The sequence below is a fragment of the Hallella faecis genome (assembly GCF_018789675.1).
GTDB classification, from domain to species: domain Bacteria; phylum Bacteroidota; class Bacteroidia; order Bacteroidales; family Bacteroidaceae; genus Prevotella; species Prevotella faecis.
The window spans coordinates 1-15,517 of the sequence record NZ_JAHKBE010000059.1 but is presented as its reverse complement, the minus strand read 5'-3'; the positions used below and the strand labels follow the sequence as shown (position 1 = coordinate 15,517).

General features: G+C 51.9%; 17 protein-coding genes and 1 pseudogene. 16 read left to right on the top strand and 2 right to left on the bottom strand.

Annotated features, from left to right (window positions below; genetic code table 11):
• Nucleotides 1–463: 463 nt before the first annotated feature.
• Complete coding sequence (locus KM934_RS11085) at nt 464–1,327, bottom strand: tRNA threonylcarbamoyladenosine dehydratase (protein WP_215760665.1); 864 nt, start codon at nt 1,325–1,327, stop codon at nt 464–466.
• A gap of 109 nt (nt 1,328–1,436) precedes the next feature.
• Here KM934_RS11085 and KM934_RS11080 point away from each other — a divergent pair, with 109 nt between their 5' ends.
• Complete coding sequence (locus KM934_RS11080) at nt 1,437–1,802, top strand: hypothetical protein (protein WP_215760664.1); 366 nt, start codon at nt 1,437–1,439, stop codon at nt 1,800–1,802.
• 11 nt (nt 1,803–1,813) lie between these two features.
• On the opposite strand, the gene hemW is transcribed toward KM934_RS11080, so the two are convergent.
• Nucleotides 1,814–2,953 carry a radical SAM family heme chaperone HemW gene (hemW, locus tag KM934_RS11075; RefSeq protein ID WP_215760663.1) on the bottom strand — a complete coding sequence of 380 codons (1,140 nt, stop codon included), beginning with the start codon at nt 2,951–2,953 and terminating at the stop codon, nt 1,814–1,816.
• 186 nt (nt 2,954–3,139) lie between these two features.
• Here hemW and KM934_RS11070 point away from each other — a divergent pair, with 186 nt between their 5' ends.
• From KM934_RS11070 to KM934_RS11000, 15 genes and pseudogenes are all read left to right on the top strand, one after another.
• On the top strand, nt 3,140–5,299 hold the full coding sequence (locus KM934_RS11070) for an elongation factor G (RefSeq protein ID WP_215760662.1): 2,160 nt from the start codon (nt 3,140–3,142) through the stop codon (nt 5,297–5,299).
• A gap of 223 nt (nt 5,300–5,522) precedes the next feature.
• Complete coding sequence (locus KM934_RS11065; protein WP_215760661.1) at nt 5,523–6,767, top strand: type IX secretion system plug protein; 1,245 nt, start codon at nt 5,523–5,525, stop codon at nt 6,765–6,767.
• Nucleotides 6,768–6,891: 124 nt separating this feature from the next.
• On the top strand, nt 6,892–8,037 hold the full coding sequence (locus KM934_RS11060; RefSeq protein ID WP_215760660.1) for a hypothetical protein: 1,146 nt from the start codon (nt 6,892–6,894) through the stop codon (nt 8,035–8,037).
• 22 nt (nt 8,038–8,059) lie between these two features.
• On the top strand, nt 8,060–8,932 hold the full coding sequence (locus KM934_RS11055) for a nucleoside phosphorylase (RefSeq protein WP_215760659.1): 873 nt from the start codon (nt 8,060–8,062) through the stop codon (nt 8,930–8,932).
• Nucleotides 8,933–8,951: 19 nt separating this feature from the next.
• Nucleotides 8,952–10,325, top strand: coding sequence for a tRNA uridine-5-carboxymethylaminomethyl(34) synthesis GTPase MnmE (mnmE, locus tag KM934_RS11050; RefSeq protein WP_252344982.1), 1,374 nt, complete (start codon nt 8,952–8,954; stop codon nt 10,323–10,325).
• Nucleotides 10,326–10,645: 320 nt separating this feature from the next.
• On the top strand, nt 10,646–10,960 hold the full coding sequence (locus KM934_RS11045) for a hypothetical protein (protein WP_252344981.1): 315 nt from the start codon (nt 10,646–10,648) through the stop codon (nt 10,958–10,960).
• 3 nt (nt 10,961–10,963) lie between these two features.
• Nucleotides 10,964–11,509 carry a hypothetical protein gene (locus KM934_RS11040; RefSeq protein ID WP_215760658.1) on the top strand — a complete coding sequence of 182 codons (546 nt, stop codon included), beginning with the start codon at nt 10,964–10,966 and terminating at the stop codon, nt 11,507–11,509.
• Nucleotides 11,510–11,512: 3 nt separating this feature from the next.
• Nucleotides 11,513–11,812, top strand: a complete 300-nt coding sequence (gene trxA, locus KM934_RS11035) for a thioredoxin (protein ID WP_215760666.1) — start codon at nt 11,513–11,515, stop codon at nt 11,810–11,812.
• Nucleotides 11,813–11,852: 40 nt separating this feature from the next.
• A pseudogene (locus KM934_RS11030) lies at nt 11,853–12,111 on the top strand (nitrous oxide-stimulated promoter family protein).
• Nucleotides 12,112–12,127: 16 nt separating this feature from the next.
• Entirely contained in the window at nt 12,128–12,751 is a 624-nt protein-coding gene (locus KM934_RS11025) for an HAD-IA family hydrolase (protein ID WP_215760657.1), read from the top strand.
• A 12-nt stretch (nt 12,752–12,763) separates the two neighbouring features.
• Nucleotides 12,764–13,141: a YccF domain-containing protein gene (locus tag KM934_RS11020; RefSeq protein ID WP_006846501.1), complete on the top strand. Its 378-nt coding sequence runs from the start codon at nt 12,764–12,766 to the stop codon at nt 13,139–13,141.
• 27 nt (nt 13,142–13,168) lie between these two features.
• Nucleotides 13,169–13,453: a DUF1294 domain-containing protein gene (locus KM934_RS11015; protein WP_170935103.1), complete on the top strand. Its 285-nt coding sequence runs from the start codon at nt 13,169–13,171 to the stop codon at nt 13,451–13,453.
• Nucleotides 13,454–13,455: 2 nt separating this feature from the next.
• Nucleotides 13,456–13,854 (top strand): FKBP-type peptidyl-prolyl cis-trans isomerase, encoded by a 399-nt coding sequence (locus KM934_RS11010; protein ID WP_094402597.1) that lies wholly within the window; start codon nt 13,456–13,458, stop codon nt 13,852–13,854.
• A 130-nt stretch (nt 13,855–13,984) separates the two neighbouring features.
• Nucleotides 13,985–14,548, top strand: coding sequence for a DapH/DapD/GlmU-related protein (locus KM934_RS11005; RefSeq protein ID WP_094402513.1), 564 nt, complete (start codon nt 13,985–13,987; stop codon nt 14,546–14,548).
• Between the two features lie 2 nt (nt 14,549–14,550).
• Nucleotides 14,551–15,441 carry a serine hydrolase gene (locus KM934_RS11000; RefSeq protein WP_215760656.1) on the top strand — a complete coding sequence of 297 codons (891 nt, stop codon included), beginning with the start codon at nt 14,551–14,553 and terminating at the stop codon, nt 15,439–15,441.
• The last annotated feature ends 76 nt before the right edge of the window (nt 15,442–15,517 follow it).

Here is a 15,517-nt window from a genome sequence, read left to right as displayed (position 1 = left end):
ACTGACAATTAGATCGTTAGGTTGTTTTTGACTGATTTACGAGCATCCCTAATTATGCCATTATAATGACCGAAAACATCAGACAATATGTCAAATCCATAGTGCATGATACAAGAAACCGTGTCAACGATGACATGAAATGTGTCGGTAAGGGTTTGTGGCATGAAGATTGTATAATTCATTATCGGAAGACGGCAGAAACAGCGTTTCTTGCATTACTCCATACGGAATGGTGCAAGAAACGCTGTTTTTGCGTCCAATCCCAAAGGAGAGAGTAAGGAAACAACGTGCACGGCTGATTCCATGAGAATTGTTATCGGGAACAATGTAGTGGTGGCATTAACAATTTATTTAACGCAACAGAAACAGAGTTTCCACAGTATTCATCTTAAAGTTTTTATCAAACCCTTAAATTAGCAGACTTGTAATTTTACAAGAAAGCAAGTCGCTGGATAACAATAAATTATCCAATGCTTGCATGTTTCATTTTGCTGTACTCTTCGTCGTGTGCCGCTGCTTTTAGTGCGGCTGCTTGTGCGTAGGCGTTGTCGGGGTCTTGTGTAAGGTCGATGCGCATGGTGTTGGCTCGGCGTATGAGGTCTTTCACCACCTCGCCGCCACAGAGTAGGCCGGCGGTTCCCACGACCCATGCGGCTGAGCTGGGCGTGGAGGGATGGGCGGCGCCAGGGCGCGCCTCGGCATGGGGGTCGGTGCCATCGGGGAGCGGTTGGGCGATGCTGGCGATGGGCTCCTCAGGGCTGTAGACCACCTTGACGTGCTTGACGGGAGTCTTGCGCAGCTTCTTGCGGATGACCTTGGCCAGCGGGTCGTTGATGGTCTTGAAGATGTCGGTGACGCACCATTGGGTGGCGTCGAGCTTGTAGGCCGCGCCCATGCACGAGATGAGCGGCACGTTGAGGTCGTGGCAGCGGCGGATGATGTCGAGCTTGGCGGTAACCGTGTCGATGCAGTCGACCACATAGTCGTACTGCGAGAGGTCGAACAGGTGGGCGTTGCTGGGCAGGTAGAAGCACTGGTGCTTGCGCACGATGCACTCGGGGTAGATGTCGTGGATGCGTGCCTCGGCCACATCCACCTTGCTTTGGCCTATGGTTGAGGCGGTGGCCAGGATCTGGCGGTTGCAGTTGGAGGGACAGAAACGATCGTCGTCCCACACGTCGATGTGGCCCACGCCCGAGCGGGCGAGCACCTCGACGACGTAGCCGCCCACGCCGCCCACGCCAAACACGGCGACGCGCGAGCCATGGAGTGTGTCGATGGCGGGCTTGCCCACCAAGAGCTGGATGCGAGAGAATTGGTTTTGCATGATGATTGTGTGTTCTTGCCTGATGTTACGGGTGCAAAGTTACGGTTTTATCGTTGAATATGTAAGGGAATGGAGTGGGAATATGCAAAATATGGTTATCTTTGCACGTATGGAAAAAGAATTTGAAGACTATTGGAAGAAGCACCGGGCGAGCCTCCTGCTGGCCGCCCCGAAGGACCTGCAAGAGGAGCGCAATCGCTCGGAGAAGCTCAACACCTTTGGCGACTGGCTGTTGTATCTGGCGCCCTTCGTGGTGATGGTGGCCTTCCTCGACCAGAAATTTGTGGCCAGCGAACTGCTCAACTTCCTGGCGAGCATTGGTGTGGGCATGGTGGCCACGCTCCTCTCGATGCTGCTCAAGCCCTATGTGACGGGCAAGCGTAGGGTGGCAGACATTGAGAATGACATGAAGGCGTATTTCTACGGCATCTACCAGACGCGCGGCCTCGACGCGCTGGAGGCGATGCGCCAATAGGCGCGCGAGGGTTAGACGTACATGAGGTCGCTCATGATGGTGCTGCTGATGTTGATGCCCTGGCGCGTGAGGCTCAAGTGGTGGCCGTCGATGCGCAGCAGCTGGCGGTCGATGTAGCCGCTGGCGTTGCGTAGGAGGAACGCGCGGTGGCGCTCGTCGAGCATGTTGAGGTCTATGCCCTCGCGTGTGCGTAGGGCGGTGGTGACGAGGTCGTCGTAATGGGTGTCGGGATCGATGCGCTCCTCCTCGTAGGGGAGCGTTCCGCGCTCGATGGCGTCGATATACCGCAGGATGTTGGACGGGTTCCAATGGCGTGTGAGCCGGTCGTAACTATGGGCCGCGGCGCCCAGGCCGATGTAAGGCACGTCGTTCCAATAGCTGCTATTGTGGCGGCTGCGGTATGGGCTCGCCCCCTGGTGGCCGTGGGGCAAGAGGGCGAAATTGCTAATCTCATAATGCTCGTAGCCCGCCGCCGTGAGCCGGTCGACGAGCTGGTCGTACATGTCAAGGCTCAACTGCTCGTCGGCCTCCCGTATGGTGCCCTGCTCCCACAGGCGGTAGAGTGGGGTGTCCTCCTCAATCATCAGTCCGTAGGCCGAGAGATGCTCAGGCTTGAGCGCCAAGGCGCAACGGATGTCGGCCAGCCAGTCGGCGAGCGTCTCGTCGGGGAAGCCAAACATGAGGTCGACGCTGATGTTGCCTATGCCGTCGAGGCGAAGGGCCTCTACGGCGCGGCGCACCTCGTTGGCCGTGTGGCGACGGTGGAGAAAGCGTAGACGGTCGTCGTTGAAGGTCTGGGCGCCCATACTCACGCGGTTCACCGGCAAGTGGCTGAACATGTGGCGCCGTATGTCGTCGGGGTTGCACTCCATGGTGACCTCCGCATGGGGATCCACGGGGAACACCTTATATATATAAGCGAAGAGCTTATGGAGGTTGGCCGCCGACAGTTGCGAGGGCGTGCCACCCCCCAGGTAGATGGTGGAGAGGGAGATGGGGTCGTCGGCCATGCGATCGCGCAGCAGGAGCATCTCGCGGCAGAGCGCGTCGACATAGCGGTCGTGCAGCTCGGGGCGCACGGTGGAATAGAAGCCGCAATAGATGCAACGGCTCGCACAGAAAGGAATGTGAATGTAAAGTCCGGCTTTCATATTGTTATGCAGAAGGGGCCCGTGGAGCCCATTTCAGAACAAAATTACTAATTTGTTTTAAAAAATAAGCGATTTCTTCCCAAATCTTTTGGAAGTTAAGCGGATTATCGCTATCTTAGTCGTCGATTTTGGAGTACAACTCCCGACCTAACTAAAAACATATACTAACACTTTAAATCTTTTGATATGAGAGTATATCAGACTAACGAAATTAAGAACATTGCCTTGTTGGGCAGTGCGGGTAGCGGCAAGACCACGCTTGCCGAGAGTATGTTGTATGAAGCTGGTGTCATCAAGCGCCGTGGCTCGGTGGAAGGTAAGAACACCGTGAGCGACTACTTCCCCGTTGAGCTTGAGTATGGCTATTCAGTGTTCCCCACCGTTTTCCATGTAGAGTGGAACAATAAGAAACTCAATATTATCGATTGCCCGGGTTCCGACGACTTCGTGGGCGGCGCAATCACATCCCTGAACGTTACCGACCAGGCCATTATCCTCATCAACGGACAGTATGGTCCCGAGGTGGGCACGCAGAACAACTTCAGATACACAGAGAAGTTGCACAAGCCCGTCATCTTCCTCATCAACCAGTTGGACTCCGACAAGTGCGACTTCGACAACATCGTCAGCACCATGCAGGAGATTTATGGTTCCAAGTGTGTGCAGATTCAGTATCCGTTGGAGACTGGACCCAATTTCCATAGCCTTATCGATGTGCTTATCATGAAGAAGCTGTCGTGGGGTCCCGAGGGCGGTGAGCCCAAGCGCGAGGACATCCCGGCAGAAGAGATGGACAAGGCCATGGAACTGCACAAGGCCCTGGTGGAGGCAGCTGCCGAGAACGACGACCACCTGATGGAGAAATTCTTCGAGGAGGACTCGCTCACCGAGGACGAGATGCGCGAGGGTATTCGCAAGGGATTGGTGACACGCTCCATCTTCCCCATCTTCTGCGTAGACGCCCATAAGGACATGGGTGTGCAGCGCCTGATGGAATTCCTGGGCAATGTGGTGCCGTTTGTGAGCGAGATGCCGAAGGTGCGCAACACACGCGGCGAGGAGGTGGCCGCAGAGAGCGATGGCCCCGAGAGCCTATACTTCTTCAAGACCGGCGTGGAGCCCCACATCGGTGAGGTGAGCTACTTCAAGGTGATGAGTGGATCGGTGAAGCCTGGCGACGACCTGAGCAACGCCGACCGCGGATCGAAGGAGCGCATAGGACAGATCTACGCTTGCGCAGGCGCCAACCGCATACCCGTGGACCAGCTCAACGCGGGCGACATAGGATGCACGGTGAAATTGAAGGATGTGAAGACGGGCAACGCCCTCAACGGCAAGGATGCCGACTGGCGTTACGACTTCATTAAATACCCCAACCCGAAGTATAGCCGCGCCATCAAGGCAGCCAACCCACAAGACACGGAGAAGATGATGGCCGCCCTGCTCAAGATGAGGCAGGAAGATCCCACATGGGTCGTGGAGCAGAGCAAGGAGCTGCGCCAGACCATTGTGCACGGACAGGGTGAGTTCCACCTCCGCACGCTGAAATGGCGTATGGTGAACAACGAAAAGCTCAAAGTGGAGTTTGAGGAGCCGAAGATTCCTTACCGCGAGACGCTCACCAAGAAGGCAAAGGCCGAATATCGCCATAAGAAACAGAGTGGTGGCGCCGGACAGTTTGGTGAGGTGCACCTCATCGTGGAGCCCTACGCTGAGGGCATGCCCGATCCTGTGACCTACAACTTCAACGGCCAGGAGTATAAGATGAACATCAAGTCGAAGGAGGAGAAAGACCTGCCGTGGGGCGGTAAGCTCGTGTTCATCAACTCGGTGGTGGGTGGAGCCATCGACCTGAGATTCATGCCGGCCATCCTCAAGGGTGTGATGGACTGCATGGAGCGTGGACCACTGACAGGTAGCTACGCTCGCGACGTGCGCGTGGTGGTGTACGACGGTAAGATGCACCCAGTAGACTCTAACGAGCTCTCGTTCACGCTGGCTGCACGCCACGCCTTCTCCGACGCCTTCAAGGCTGCTGGCCCGAAGATCCTGGAGCCTATTTACGACCTGGAGGTGTATGTGCCCTCCGACTATATGGGCGATGTGATGAGCGACCTGCAAGGACGCCGCGCCATCATCATGGGTATGGACGCCGAAGCCGGTTACCAGAAGTTGCAGGCCAAGATTCCTTTGAAGGAACTGTCCAACTACAGCGTGGCGCTTAGCTCGCTCACAGGTGGACGCGCCAGCTTCACAACGAAGTTTGCCAGTTACGAGCTCGTGCCCAACGACCTCCAGCAGAAGCTCATTGCTGAGCACGAGGCAGAGACAAAGGACGAAGACTAAACATGATTAACTGTTCCGCTCAAACCAAGGTCCCGTGAGGGACGAACGGTTTCGGACAATACCTGATGCGCTTCTTAGGCCCAAAAAGCTTAGGAAGCGCATTTCCTTTTTAATGATGAATGTTGAGTGTTGAATGTTGAGTGTTGAATGGAAGAGAATGCTAGGTGTGATTAAAATCGAATGACCGATTGGGGTTAAAGGGAAAAATATGTATCTTTGCAGCATGAAGAAACTCTGGGTATCGATACTTTTGGCATGCTTCGGATGCCTGGCGGCATCGGCGCAACGACATGAGCTGCTGAGCGAGCGTATCGCCTCGTTGCAGGTGGTGGTCAACGACGATTGGACGTCGTTGCCAGTCGTTACGTTGGGTGCGGGCGATGTGCTGAACGTTGGGTTCGACGACCTGTCCCACACCTACCATCGCTATTGCTATAAGATAGAGCATTATGAGGCCGACTGGACCCCCTCGGAAGGACTTTTCGAGAGCGATTATTGTCAGGGATTTGCCAACGGAAACACCATCGACGACCTACAGGAATCGGTAAACACCAACCAACTCTACACCCACTACCAATTCTGCTTGCCCAACAGCAAATGCCGCATTAAGATGAGCGGCAACTACAAGTTGACCGTCTACGATGAGAACGAGGAGGACAAGCCCGTGCTCGTGGTGTGCTTCATGGTGGTGGAGCCGGCGATGGCCGTGGGATTGGGCGTAACCACCAACACCGACTTGGGGGTGGACCGTTGTTACCAGCAGGTCGACATGAAGCTCGACTATGGGCAGGTGCGCGTAACCAATCCCGCCTCGCAGATCATGACGGTGGTGATGCAGAATGGGCGATGGGATAACGCCGTGGTCAACGCGAAGCCGCAGATGGTGAGCGGCAACGGGTTGGCGTGGACCCACAACCGCGACCTCATCTTCCAAGGTGGCAACGAATACCGGAAGTTTGAAATGCTCGACGTGACCCACACCACCATGGGACTGGAGTCGGTGAAATGGGATGGCACCATGTATCATGCCTATGTGTGGCCCGACGAGCCACGCCCCAGCTATGTGTATGATGAGGATGCCAATGGTGCGTTTCTCATTCGCAACTCCGACAATGTGGAAATCGACAACACCTGCGAGTACCTGATGGTGCATTTCCGCCTCTACAGTCAGCGCTTGCCCTACGATGTGTGGCTCAATGGTGCCTGGACCTATGATAGCTTCGCCCCCAAATACCTCATGACGTGGAACGACGAGCAGCAGCTCTACGAGGCCGACGTGTGGCTCAAGCAAGGCTATTACAACTACCAATACCTCACGCTGACGCCCGAAGGCAGCTATGTGGTGGTGCCTTCCGAAGGCAATTTCTACCAAACGGAGAACCAATACCAAGCCCTCGTCTACTATCGAGCCCCAGGAGGTCGCACCGACCGATTGGTGGGCTACGCCAACGTGAGGCTCACCAAATAGGGTGGGGCATGGTTGGCGTTTAGGCCCTTGGCATGCGTCATCGCCTTAATTTTTCTAAAAATAAGGAGGGGCGTGGGTGCGTTCTCGTGAAAATGGATTATCTTTGTATAAAACGCAAAAATCAATGAGATTAAAATACATAGGCATATTGCTCCTCTTGTGCATGGCCCTTCCCGTGGCGGCGCAAAAGAAAGGAGCGAAAGGCGGCAAGGCAACGAAGGTGGTAAAACCCGTGGCACACGTCGAGACCTCCGGTCAGAAACTGTTTAAGTCGATGCTGCCCTCCACGGCTAAGGTGATGTTTATCGATAGCGTGGTGGTGTCGAAAGCCGACTTCCTGAGTCGGGTGCCGCTCAACAAGGAGTCGGGCTCCCTCACGGCTCGCAAGGGTAAGGTGGGCCACGGTGGCGTGCTCCTCACCCAATACCAGAACGATTTTGGCGATCGCAGAATTTACGCCGAAGGCGATACCACCGCCACCCACTTGCTGGCCCAGACCCTTGTGGGCAAGCAATGGAGCGCTCCCCATCCGTTGGCCGGACTGGACGGCAACGAGTATCCGAGAGCTTGTTTCCCATTCCTGGCGAGCGATGGTGTGACGCTCTTCTTCGCCGCACAAGGTCCGCATAGCATGGGAGGCTACGACATCTTCATGACCACCTACGACAACGATGAAGCCCAGTGGTATGAGCCGCAAAACTATGGTTTGCCGTTCAACTCCACCGCCAACGAGTATCTGTTGGCGATCGACGATTACGACACGTTGGGATGGTTGGTGACCGACCGCAACCAGCCGGCCGACAGCGTCTGCATCTACACCTTCGAGCCCACCTCGATCCGTAAGGATTTTCAGGCCGATAATATCGACGACGCCCACCTGAAGCGCTTCGCCCACATCCACGCCATCAAGGACACGTGGAAGTTTGGAAAGCGCAAGGACGCCCTCGGTCGCCTCGCCGCCATGATAGCGCGTGGCAAGGCCACCACCACGAAAAAGGTGCAGTTTGCCATCAACGACCGAACGGTGATCACCTCGCCCTCGCAACTGAAGCATGCCGAGAGCCGAACGCTCTATGCCCAGTTGCAGGAGTTGGAAACATTGATGGCGAACACCCAGACAACGCTCGACAACAACCGAAAGAAGTATGCCCAGCAGCCCTCGGCACGCCAGCAGTTGCGCGCGCAGATCATCAAGCTCGAGCAACAACTCGAGCAGCAACAGGCCGATAGCCGAGCCTTGGCAAAACGAATAAGAAAATTGGAAAACTAACAACTCATACAATCTTTTACCTATGAACAGATATTTCGCAGAATCAGAACTCGTTATCAATAGCGATGGTAGCATATTCCACCTCCACCTGTTGCCCGAACAGTTGGCCGACAAGGTCATCCTCGTGGGCGACCCTGGCCGCGTAGACCTCGTGGCCACCCATTTCGATAGCAAGGAGTGTGAGATAAGCAATCGCGAGTTTCACACCATCACCGGAACCTATCAAGGCAAGCGCCTCACCGTGCTCTCCACAGGCATCGGATGCGACAACATCGACATTGTGATGAATGAGCTCGACGCATTGGCCAACATCGATTTCGCCACACGCACCGAGAAGAGCGAGCACCGCACCCTCACGCTTGTGCGCATTGGCACCTGCGGTGGTCTGCAGCCCGAGACTCCAACGGGAACCTATATCGCCTCGGTGAAGAGCATTGGCTTCGATGGCCTGCTCAATTTCTACGCCGGCCGCGACGAGGCCAGCGACCTCGAGCTGGAGGCCGCCTTCAAGAAGTTTGTGGGATGGGACCTGAAGATGGGCAACCCCTATGTGGCTACGGCCAACCCCGCCCTTATCGACCGCGTGGCGTGCGACGACATGGTGCGCGGCATCACGGTGGCGTGCGGAGGCTTCTTCGGTCCTCAGGGACGCCAGCTACGCCTGCCCCTGACCGATCCCAATCTCAACGAGAAAATAGAACGCTTTGAATATAACGGTTTGAAAATCAATAACTTCGAGATGGAGTCGTCGGCTTTGGCTGGTTTGGCCACACTCATGGGCCATGAGGCGGCCACCTGCTGCATGGTGATTGCCAACCGCCGTGCTAAGAAGATGGAGACCAACTACAAGGGCGACATCGACGGACTCATCACACGTGTGCTCGACCGCATTTGACACATTCACATATCCAACATTGAATACATTCATCCACGACACTATCTGCGCCATCGCCACTCGGGCGGGTGGCGCACTTTCTGTTATTAGAGTGAGCGGCGCCAACGCTGTCGCTTACACCGACCGTATCTTCCAATCGGCCTCGGGCAAGCGCCTCGCCGAGAGCAAGGCCAACACCTTGCATTATGGCACCCTCCATACCCTCGCCGATGCCTCCGGCGCTCGCGAGGCCATCGACGATGTGGTGGTGTCGTTGTGGCGCGCCCCCCATTCCTACACGGGCGACGACGTGGTGGAGATTAGTTGCCATGGCAGCCAATACATCGCGCAAAACATCATCCAAGCCCTCATAGCCTGCGGATGCCGACAAGCCGAGCCGGGCGAATACACCATGCGCGCTTACCTCAACGGAAAGATGGACCTGTCGCAGGCCGAGGCCGTGGCCGACCTGATTGCGGCCAACAACAAGGCGTCGCACGATTTGGCGGTCAGTCAACTGAAGGGCCATTTCAGCTCCGAGTTGCAACGATTGCGCCAGCAGTTGCTCAAGCTCACAAGCCTGCTCGAGTTGGAGCTCGACTTCTCCGACCACGAAGACCTGGAGTTTGCCGACCGTTCGGAGATCAACGACCTCTCGACGGAAATCTTCGAGAAATTGCGCACCTTATGCGAGAGCTTTAAGACCGGTCAGGCGCTCAAGCAAGGCATACCCGTGGCCATTGTGGGAAAGACCAATGTGGGCAAGTCGACGTTGCTCAATCAATTGCTCAACGAGGACAAGGCCATTGTGAGCGACATCGATGGCACCACACGCGACATCATCGATGGTATGGCGAGCATCAACGGTGTTACGTTCCGGTTTGTCGACACGGCGGGAATAAGAACCACCGACGACGCCATCGAGAAGATAGGCATCGAGCGCGCCTATGAGCAGATTGCCAAGGCCGCCATCGTTGTTTGGATGATCGACGGTAAGCCCACGCAGGCCGATAGGGACGACATGGCGCGTCGCACGGAGGGCAAGCCCCTTATCGTGGTTCATAACAAGGCCGACCTGTCGGCCGAGACGTTCGTCGACAACGAGGTGGCCATCAGCGCCAAGCGAAACGAGAACATCCAACTCCTGAAGGAAAAGATCATGGAGGCCGCCAACATCCCCGAGATCGACGAGAACACCATTATGGTGACCAACATGCGCCATTTCGAAGCCTTGCACAAGGCCATGACCGACCTGCAACGCGTTATCGACGGCCTCGCCTCAGGCTTGCCCTCCGACCTCTTGGCCGAAGACCTCCGCTTATGTTTGGAAGACCTGGCCGACATCACCGGAGGCCAAATCACCTCGCAAGAAACCCTCAACAACATCTTCCAACACTTCTGCGTGGGAAAGTAGAAAATGTTAATTAGAAGACATCTCCCCAATGGAAGGTCAAATCATGGCGAAACAGCAAAACTGCTGATATTCAAAGGATTAACAGGGAAGTACAGAGAGTGTGACCGACGGCTCAATTACCGACCGTTATACACTATATACACTGATAGTCAGAGTGTTACACACTCTGCATTGGAAAGTAGGACATGAAAACAAGAGAAAACAAATAGGAACACCACGGCATATAGCGTTGAGAATCAGCGATTTGCAGAAGCAAGACCACCGTTTCCAACAACGGCCCAAACTCTGTTCCTGCATTGTGTTCATATCTGATTATCAATGTGTTAGATGCTCTGCATCGGCAAATGATGGGGGCTTTGCCGGAAGAGGTTCTTGCCCTGCGTAAGTCTGCTGAGCATGTCATCAATTTACAGGAGAAGATGATAGTGTCACTACCTCCCGTCTCGTCAGCAAAGATGCAGAAGCTCGACAGAGAAAAGACAGTCATCAACCTGTATGTTGCAGGTCATCCCATTGATGAAGTATGGAGAGCCAGCGGTTTCAGAAGCCGAAGCTCTGTGTTCCGCATACTGAACAAGCATGGCATCAAGCTGAACCGTGGCAATCATTCTGGGCCAATCAAGAGAAAGGAATAAAAAATGGAAGATATTAGAAAGGTTTTCACGATTCAATGGGTTGGACCATTTGAGTCTTTTGCATCTTTGTACGAGTATTTGAATGACCCAAACACTTGTGATTGTCATTTGTTCAGTTTCTATTACTGTTCGGGCAGCAAAAAGGGTAAAGGGTATCCAATAAACAAAGATGACTATAGGTATTTTGGCCTCCATCGCTCAGAAACTCCAATACATATGAGAGTGGCTCCTTGGCATGAACATTTGAGAAATTTTCGAGAACCATTTTCTTTATGGATAGGTAGCTTTAGCGATTCTATTCAACAGACTCCAGAGAACATTGAGGATGTTGAAACTGTTTTCATTTCGACATATAAAGATGTCCTAACAGAGAATACACAAAAGAAAAAGGCAACCCCTAAAGAAAGCATCTGTATCATAAACCTTTGGTATAGGTCTAATGAGAAAAGATGGTTGAATAAGAAACGAGACATCAAGGTCTTCGATGATGTTCTTGTTTATGAGGCAGAAAGCATGACCTATTCCAAAGGTAATTTGTCAATAGTTTAAATGATGGAAACATTCAAAAACGTAATATCAGGCGACCAACTGGTCTTGGTCGATTTCTTTGCTACATGGTGCCAACCATGCAAGGCGATGCACCCCATTCTGGAGCAGGTGAAGAGTGTATTGGGCGACCGCATCCGAATCATCAAGGTGGATGTAGATAAGTACGGAGTAACAGCAAGCCAATTCCGCATCCAATCCGTGCCAACGCTGATGCTTTTCCGAAACGGAGAAGTATTGTGGCGCACAAGCGGTGTGGTAGATAAAGCCGAACTGCTGGCTACGCTTGATCCATTCTTAAAATAAAAAGAAAAGAATAAAGGAAGAGCAGCGAGTTGTGGAGCAGATGATACGTTCTGTACTGCAGGAAGAAGGAGGGCAATAATGAATTATGTCCTGGGTGCCAAGAGTTGCTACAGTACGCAACTGCAAGACTGGAACGCTGTAAGTTTGGCGAGAACAAACCAACTAGCAAAAAGTGTCCCATCCACTGCTATCGTCCTCAGATGAAAGAACGAATGTGCAAAGTGATGCGCTGGGCTGGACCAAGAATGATTTTGTATCACCCGGTAGCTGCCACCAAGCATGTCATAAGAGAATTGTAACAATAAGAAAATGAGCATGAAACAGATAGAAACTCTCGTCTTTGATTATGGAGGTGTCATCGTGAACATTGATGATGCCTCTGTTGTGAAAGCCATGGAGAGCCTGGGCGTTACGGCGTTCAAGAGACTAATCCATGTCCGCAAGATCAAGCGACTGATGCACCAATATATTAATGGTCTGGTAGCGGAAGCAGAAACTTTGCAGGAGATGCTGAGCCTTTGCCGCAAAGGAACCTCTACCGAGGATATTGAAAAAGTACTCGAAGAACTGTGTGGTAATCTTCCCGTAGAAAGACTGGAGGCATTGGTCAAGCTTCGGAAGCGGTACAAGGTCTATCTGCTCAGCAACATCAACGACACACTTTGGCAGAAATCAGTTAGTCAGATGAAGCAGCTGGGATATTCCACGGACGAGCTGTTTGATGAAGTGTTCCTCTCATACGCCATGCGGAAAGAGAAGCCATCCGTCGAAATCTATGAAGAGATGACGCAGAAGACTGGATTGAATCCTGCCACCACGCTCTATTTCGATGATCGTGCAGAGAATGCCGAGGCTGGCAAGCGTTTTGGTTTCCAGAGTGTACTGGTAAAGACCAATCATCTGGAAGAGCATCTGGAATGGCAAGAAATTAAAATATAAAAGAATAATCTTATGCGCATAATAGGAAACTTACTTTGGTGGCTCTTCGGAGGTCTCGAAGCTGCCATCGGTTATTTTACCGGAAGTCTGGCTCTTGCATGTACCATCATCGGCATTCCATTTGCAATACAGACATTCAAGATTGGCCTGCTCTGCCTATGGCCTTTTGGTTCTACGGTAAGAGAATCGAATAGTCCAACTGGTTGCATTCGCATCCCGCTGAATTTACTCTGGCTGATTTTCGGAGGATTGTGGGCTTGCCTCATGCATCTGTTCTTCGGCTTTCTCTTATGTATAACCATTATCGGCATTCCTTGGGGCAAACAGCATTTCAAGATGGCCGGACTTTCGCTCGCGCCATTCGGCAAGGATGTGGAGTTGGGATTTTAAAGAGATAAGAAAACGCAGTTGAAGAGTATGAACACATTACATAGTTACCTCGCCTACTATCTCCTTGCCATCAATGCTGTTGCATTCATCGTGTATGGCATTGACAAATACAAGGCCAAGAAAGCCAAGTGGCGCATTCCAGAAACCACGCTTTTGTTGCTGGCTGCCATAGGTGGTAGTATCGGAGCATGGGCAGGTATGCGACTTTGGCACCACAAGACGATGCACAAGAAATTCAAGTATGGCATACCCATAATAATCATCTTGCAGGTTGCCTTAGCGGTCTATCTGCATACAAATAATATAGTATGAACATGAATAAAAGAGAATACGCACAAGTTAATAAAAATTGGCTTACTAACAAAGCACAGGAAGAGGGAGTGAAACCGCTCCCCAAGGGTATATATTATAAGGTATTGGCAGAGGGCAAAGCAGATGGAAAGCATCCTACGCCCAGAAGCATAGTTACTGCACATTACACAGGTCGTACCATCGACGGCAAGCAGTTTGACAGCAGCCGTGGCGGTGCTCCGCTTGCCATCCGTCTCTGTGACCTCATTGAAGGTTGGATCATTGCCATGCAGCAAATGTGTGTGGGCGATAAATGGGAGGTCTATATCCCTGCCGAGATGGGTTATGGCAAGTTCTCACAGCCAGGCATCCCTGGGGGCTCCACACTCGTTTTTGAAATTGAGCTTCTTGGCATTGCATAAGTAAAAGAAACTAAAGAGCAGCACGTCAGAGCGAAGAACTCACTCCACTTGTTTATGTGGATGATAACAAATATTACATCGAACTGAAATGTGAGTGCGGAACATGTGCCGTAATTGCTTTTGAATAAATATGAAAGTACAAGAATACAGAGATTACATTGCAGCAGGGAAACCTGTCGTGGCTGGTAGCGAACCCCACCTCTTCATGCACCAGATGGCGCAAGAGGCTATTCGCATCACTATGGAGATAAACAACAAGTACCATACACCTGAGGAACTCAGGAAGCTGTTCTCCGAACTTTGGGACATTGAAGTGCCAGAGTCGTTCGGCATGTTCCCTCCGTTCAATACGGATTGTGGCAAGAACACCCACATTGGTGAGCGTGTGTTCATCAATAGCGGTTGCAAGTTTCAGGATCAAGGAGGTATCTTCATCGGCAATGATTGCCTTATTGGTCATAATGCAACACTCTGTACTATCAATCACAATCCCGATCCAGAGCATCGTGGCGACATGACATTCAAGCCTATTCGTATAGAAGATAAGGTTTGGCTTGGAGCAAATGTAACGATACTGCAAGGAGTGACAATAGGCGAAGGTGCCATTGTTGCAGCTGGAGCTGTTGTAACAAAAGATGTAGAACCAAGAACTGTTGTTGGTGGTGTACCGGCTAAGTTCATAAAGAAGGTTTAAAAATGAAAGACAAGATAAATTCATTCATATGGCAGCACTTTCTGCTTCTCACCTTTTTCTTAGCTTACATCCAAACTACAGAGGCGAAAGGTCAATCACCATGTCCTTCATATGGGGCAAGCATTATGAATGGGGATTTATATTGCGGTCATCAGGAGGATAGTGCTTTTGCCATGCATAGCGTCATGAAATTTCCACAGGCTTTATACGTAGCAGACTACTTGCACAAGAAAGGACTGACACTGAGCGACTCTGTTCTTGTACACAAGGATAGTCTGGACGCTGAGACATGGTCGCCTATGCTTTCAATATTTGAAGGTATGCGTTATTTCACATTTGCAGAGTTAATAGAATGGTCATTGAAACAGAGCGACAATAATGCGTGCGACCTTTTGTTTGCATCATGCGGACAGCCGGATGCAGTAGAGAAATATATCCATACGCTTGGATTCAAAGACATCCATGTGCAACTGACGGAGAAGGAGATGAAAAAAAATCCTCATAGAGCCACAGAAAATTCAGCCACTCCGAAAGAAATGGCAAGGCTCTTGGAGTGGTTCTATCTTCATAGGAATGACAACAAGAATCTCTCCTTTATCTGGAATACAATGGCAGATTGTAATACTGGTAAGCAACGCATAGCAGCAGTCTTGCCCAAAGGTGGCAAACTGATTCACAAGACAGGTTCAGGCTTTCCTTCTTCTGACGGAAGACAAGATAGAAACGATGTTGGAATCGTTCTTTTGCCCGATGGTTCTCACTTATCAATTGCCATCTTCTTGCAAAACTCAAAAGAGGAGAAAGAGGTGGCAGAGATTGCAGAACAATGTTTGATGCGCATCCAGGCAGATGGATTTCTACGTAACATGCCGTCTGACCTTCTAATGCCATAAAATTTATCAATAACAATTAATCAATACTCTGTTAATTCTAACGTAATCGTTTGAAAATGAAGGAGTTAATTAACGT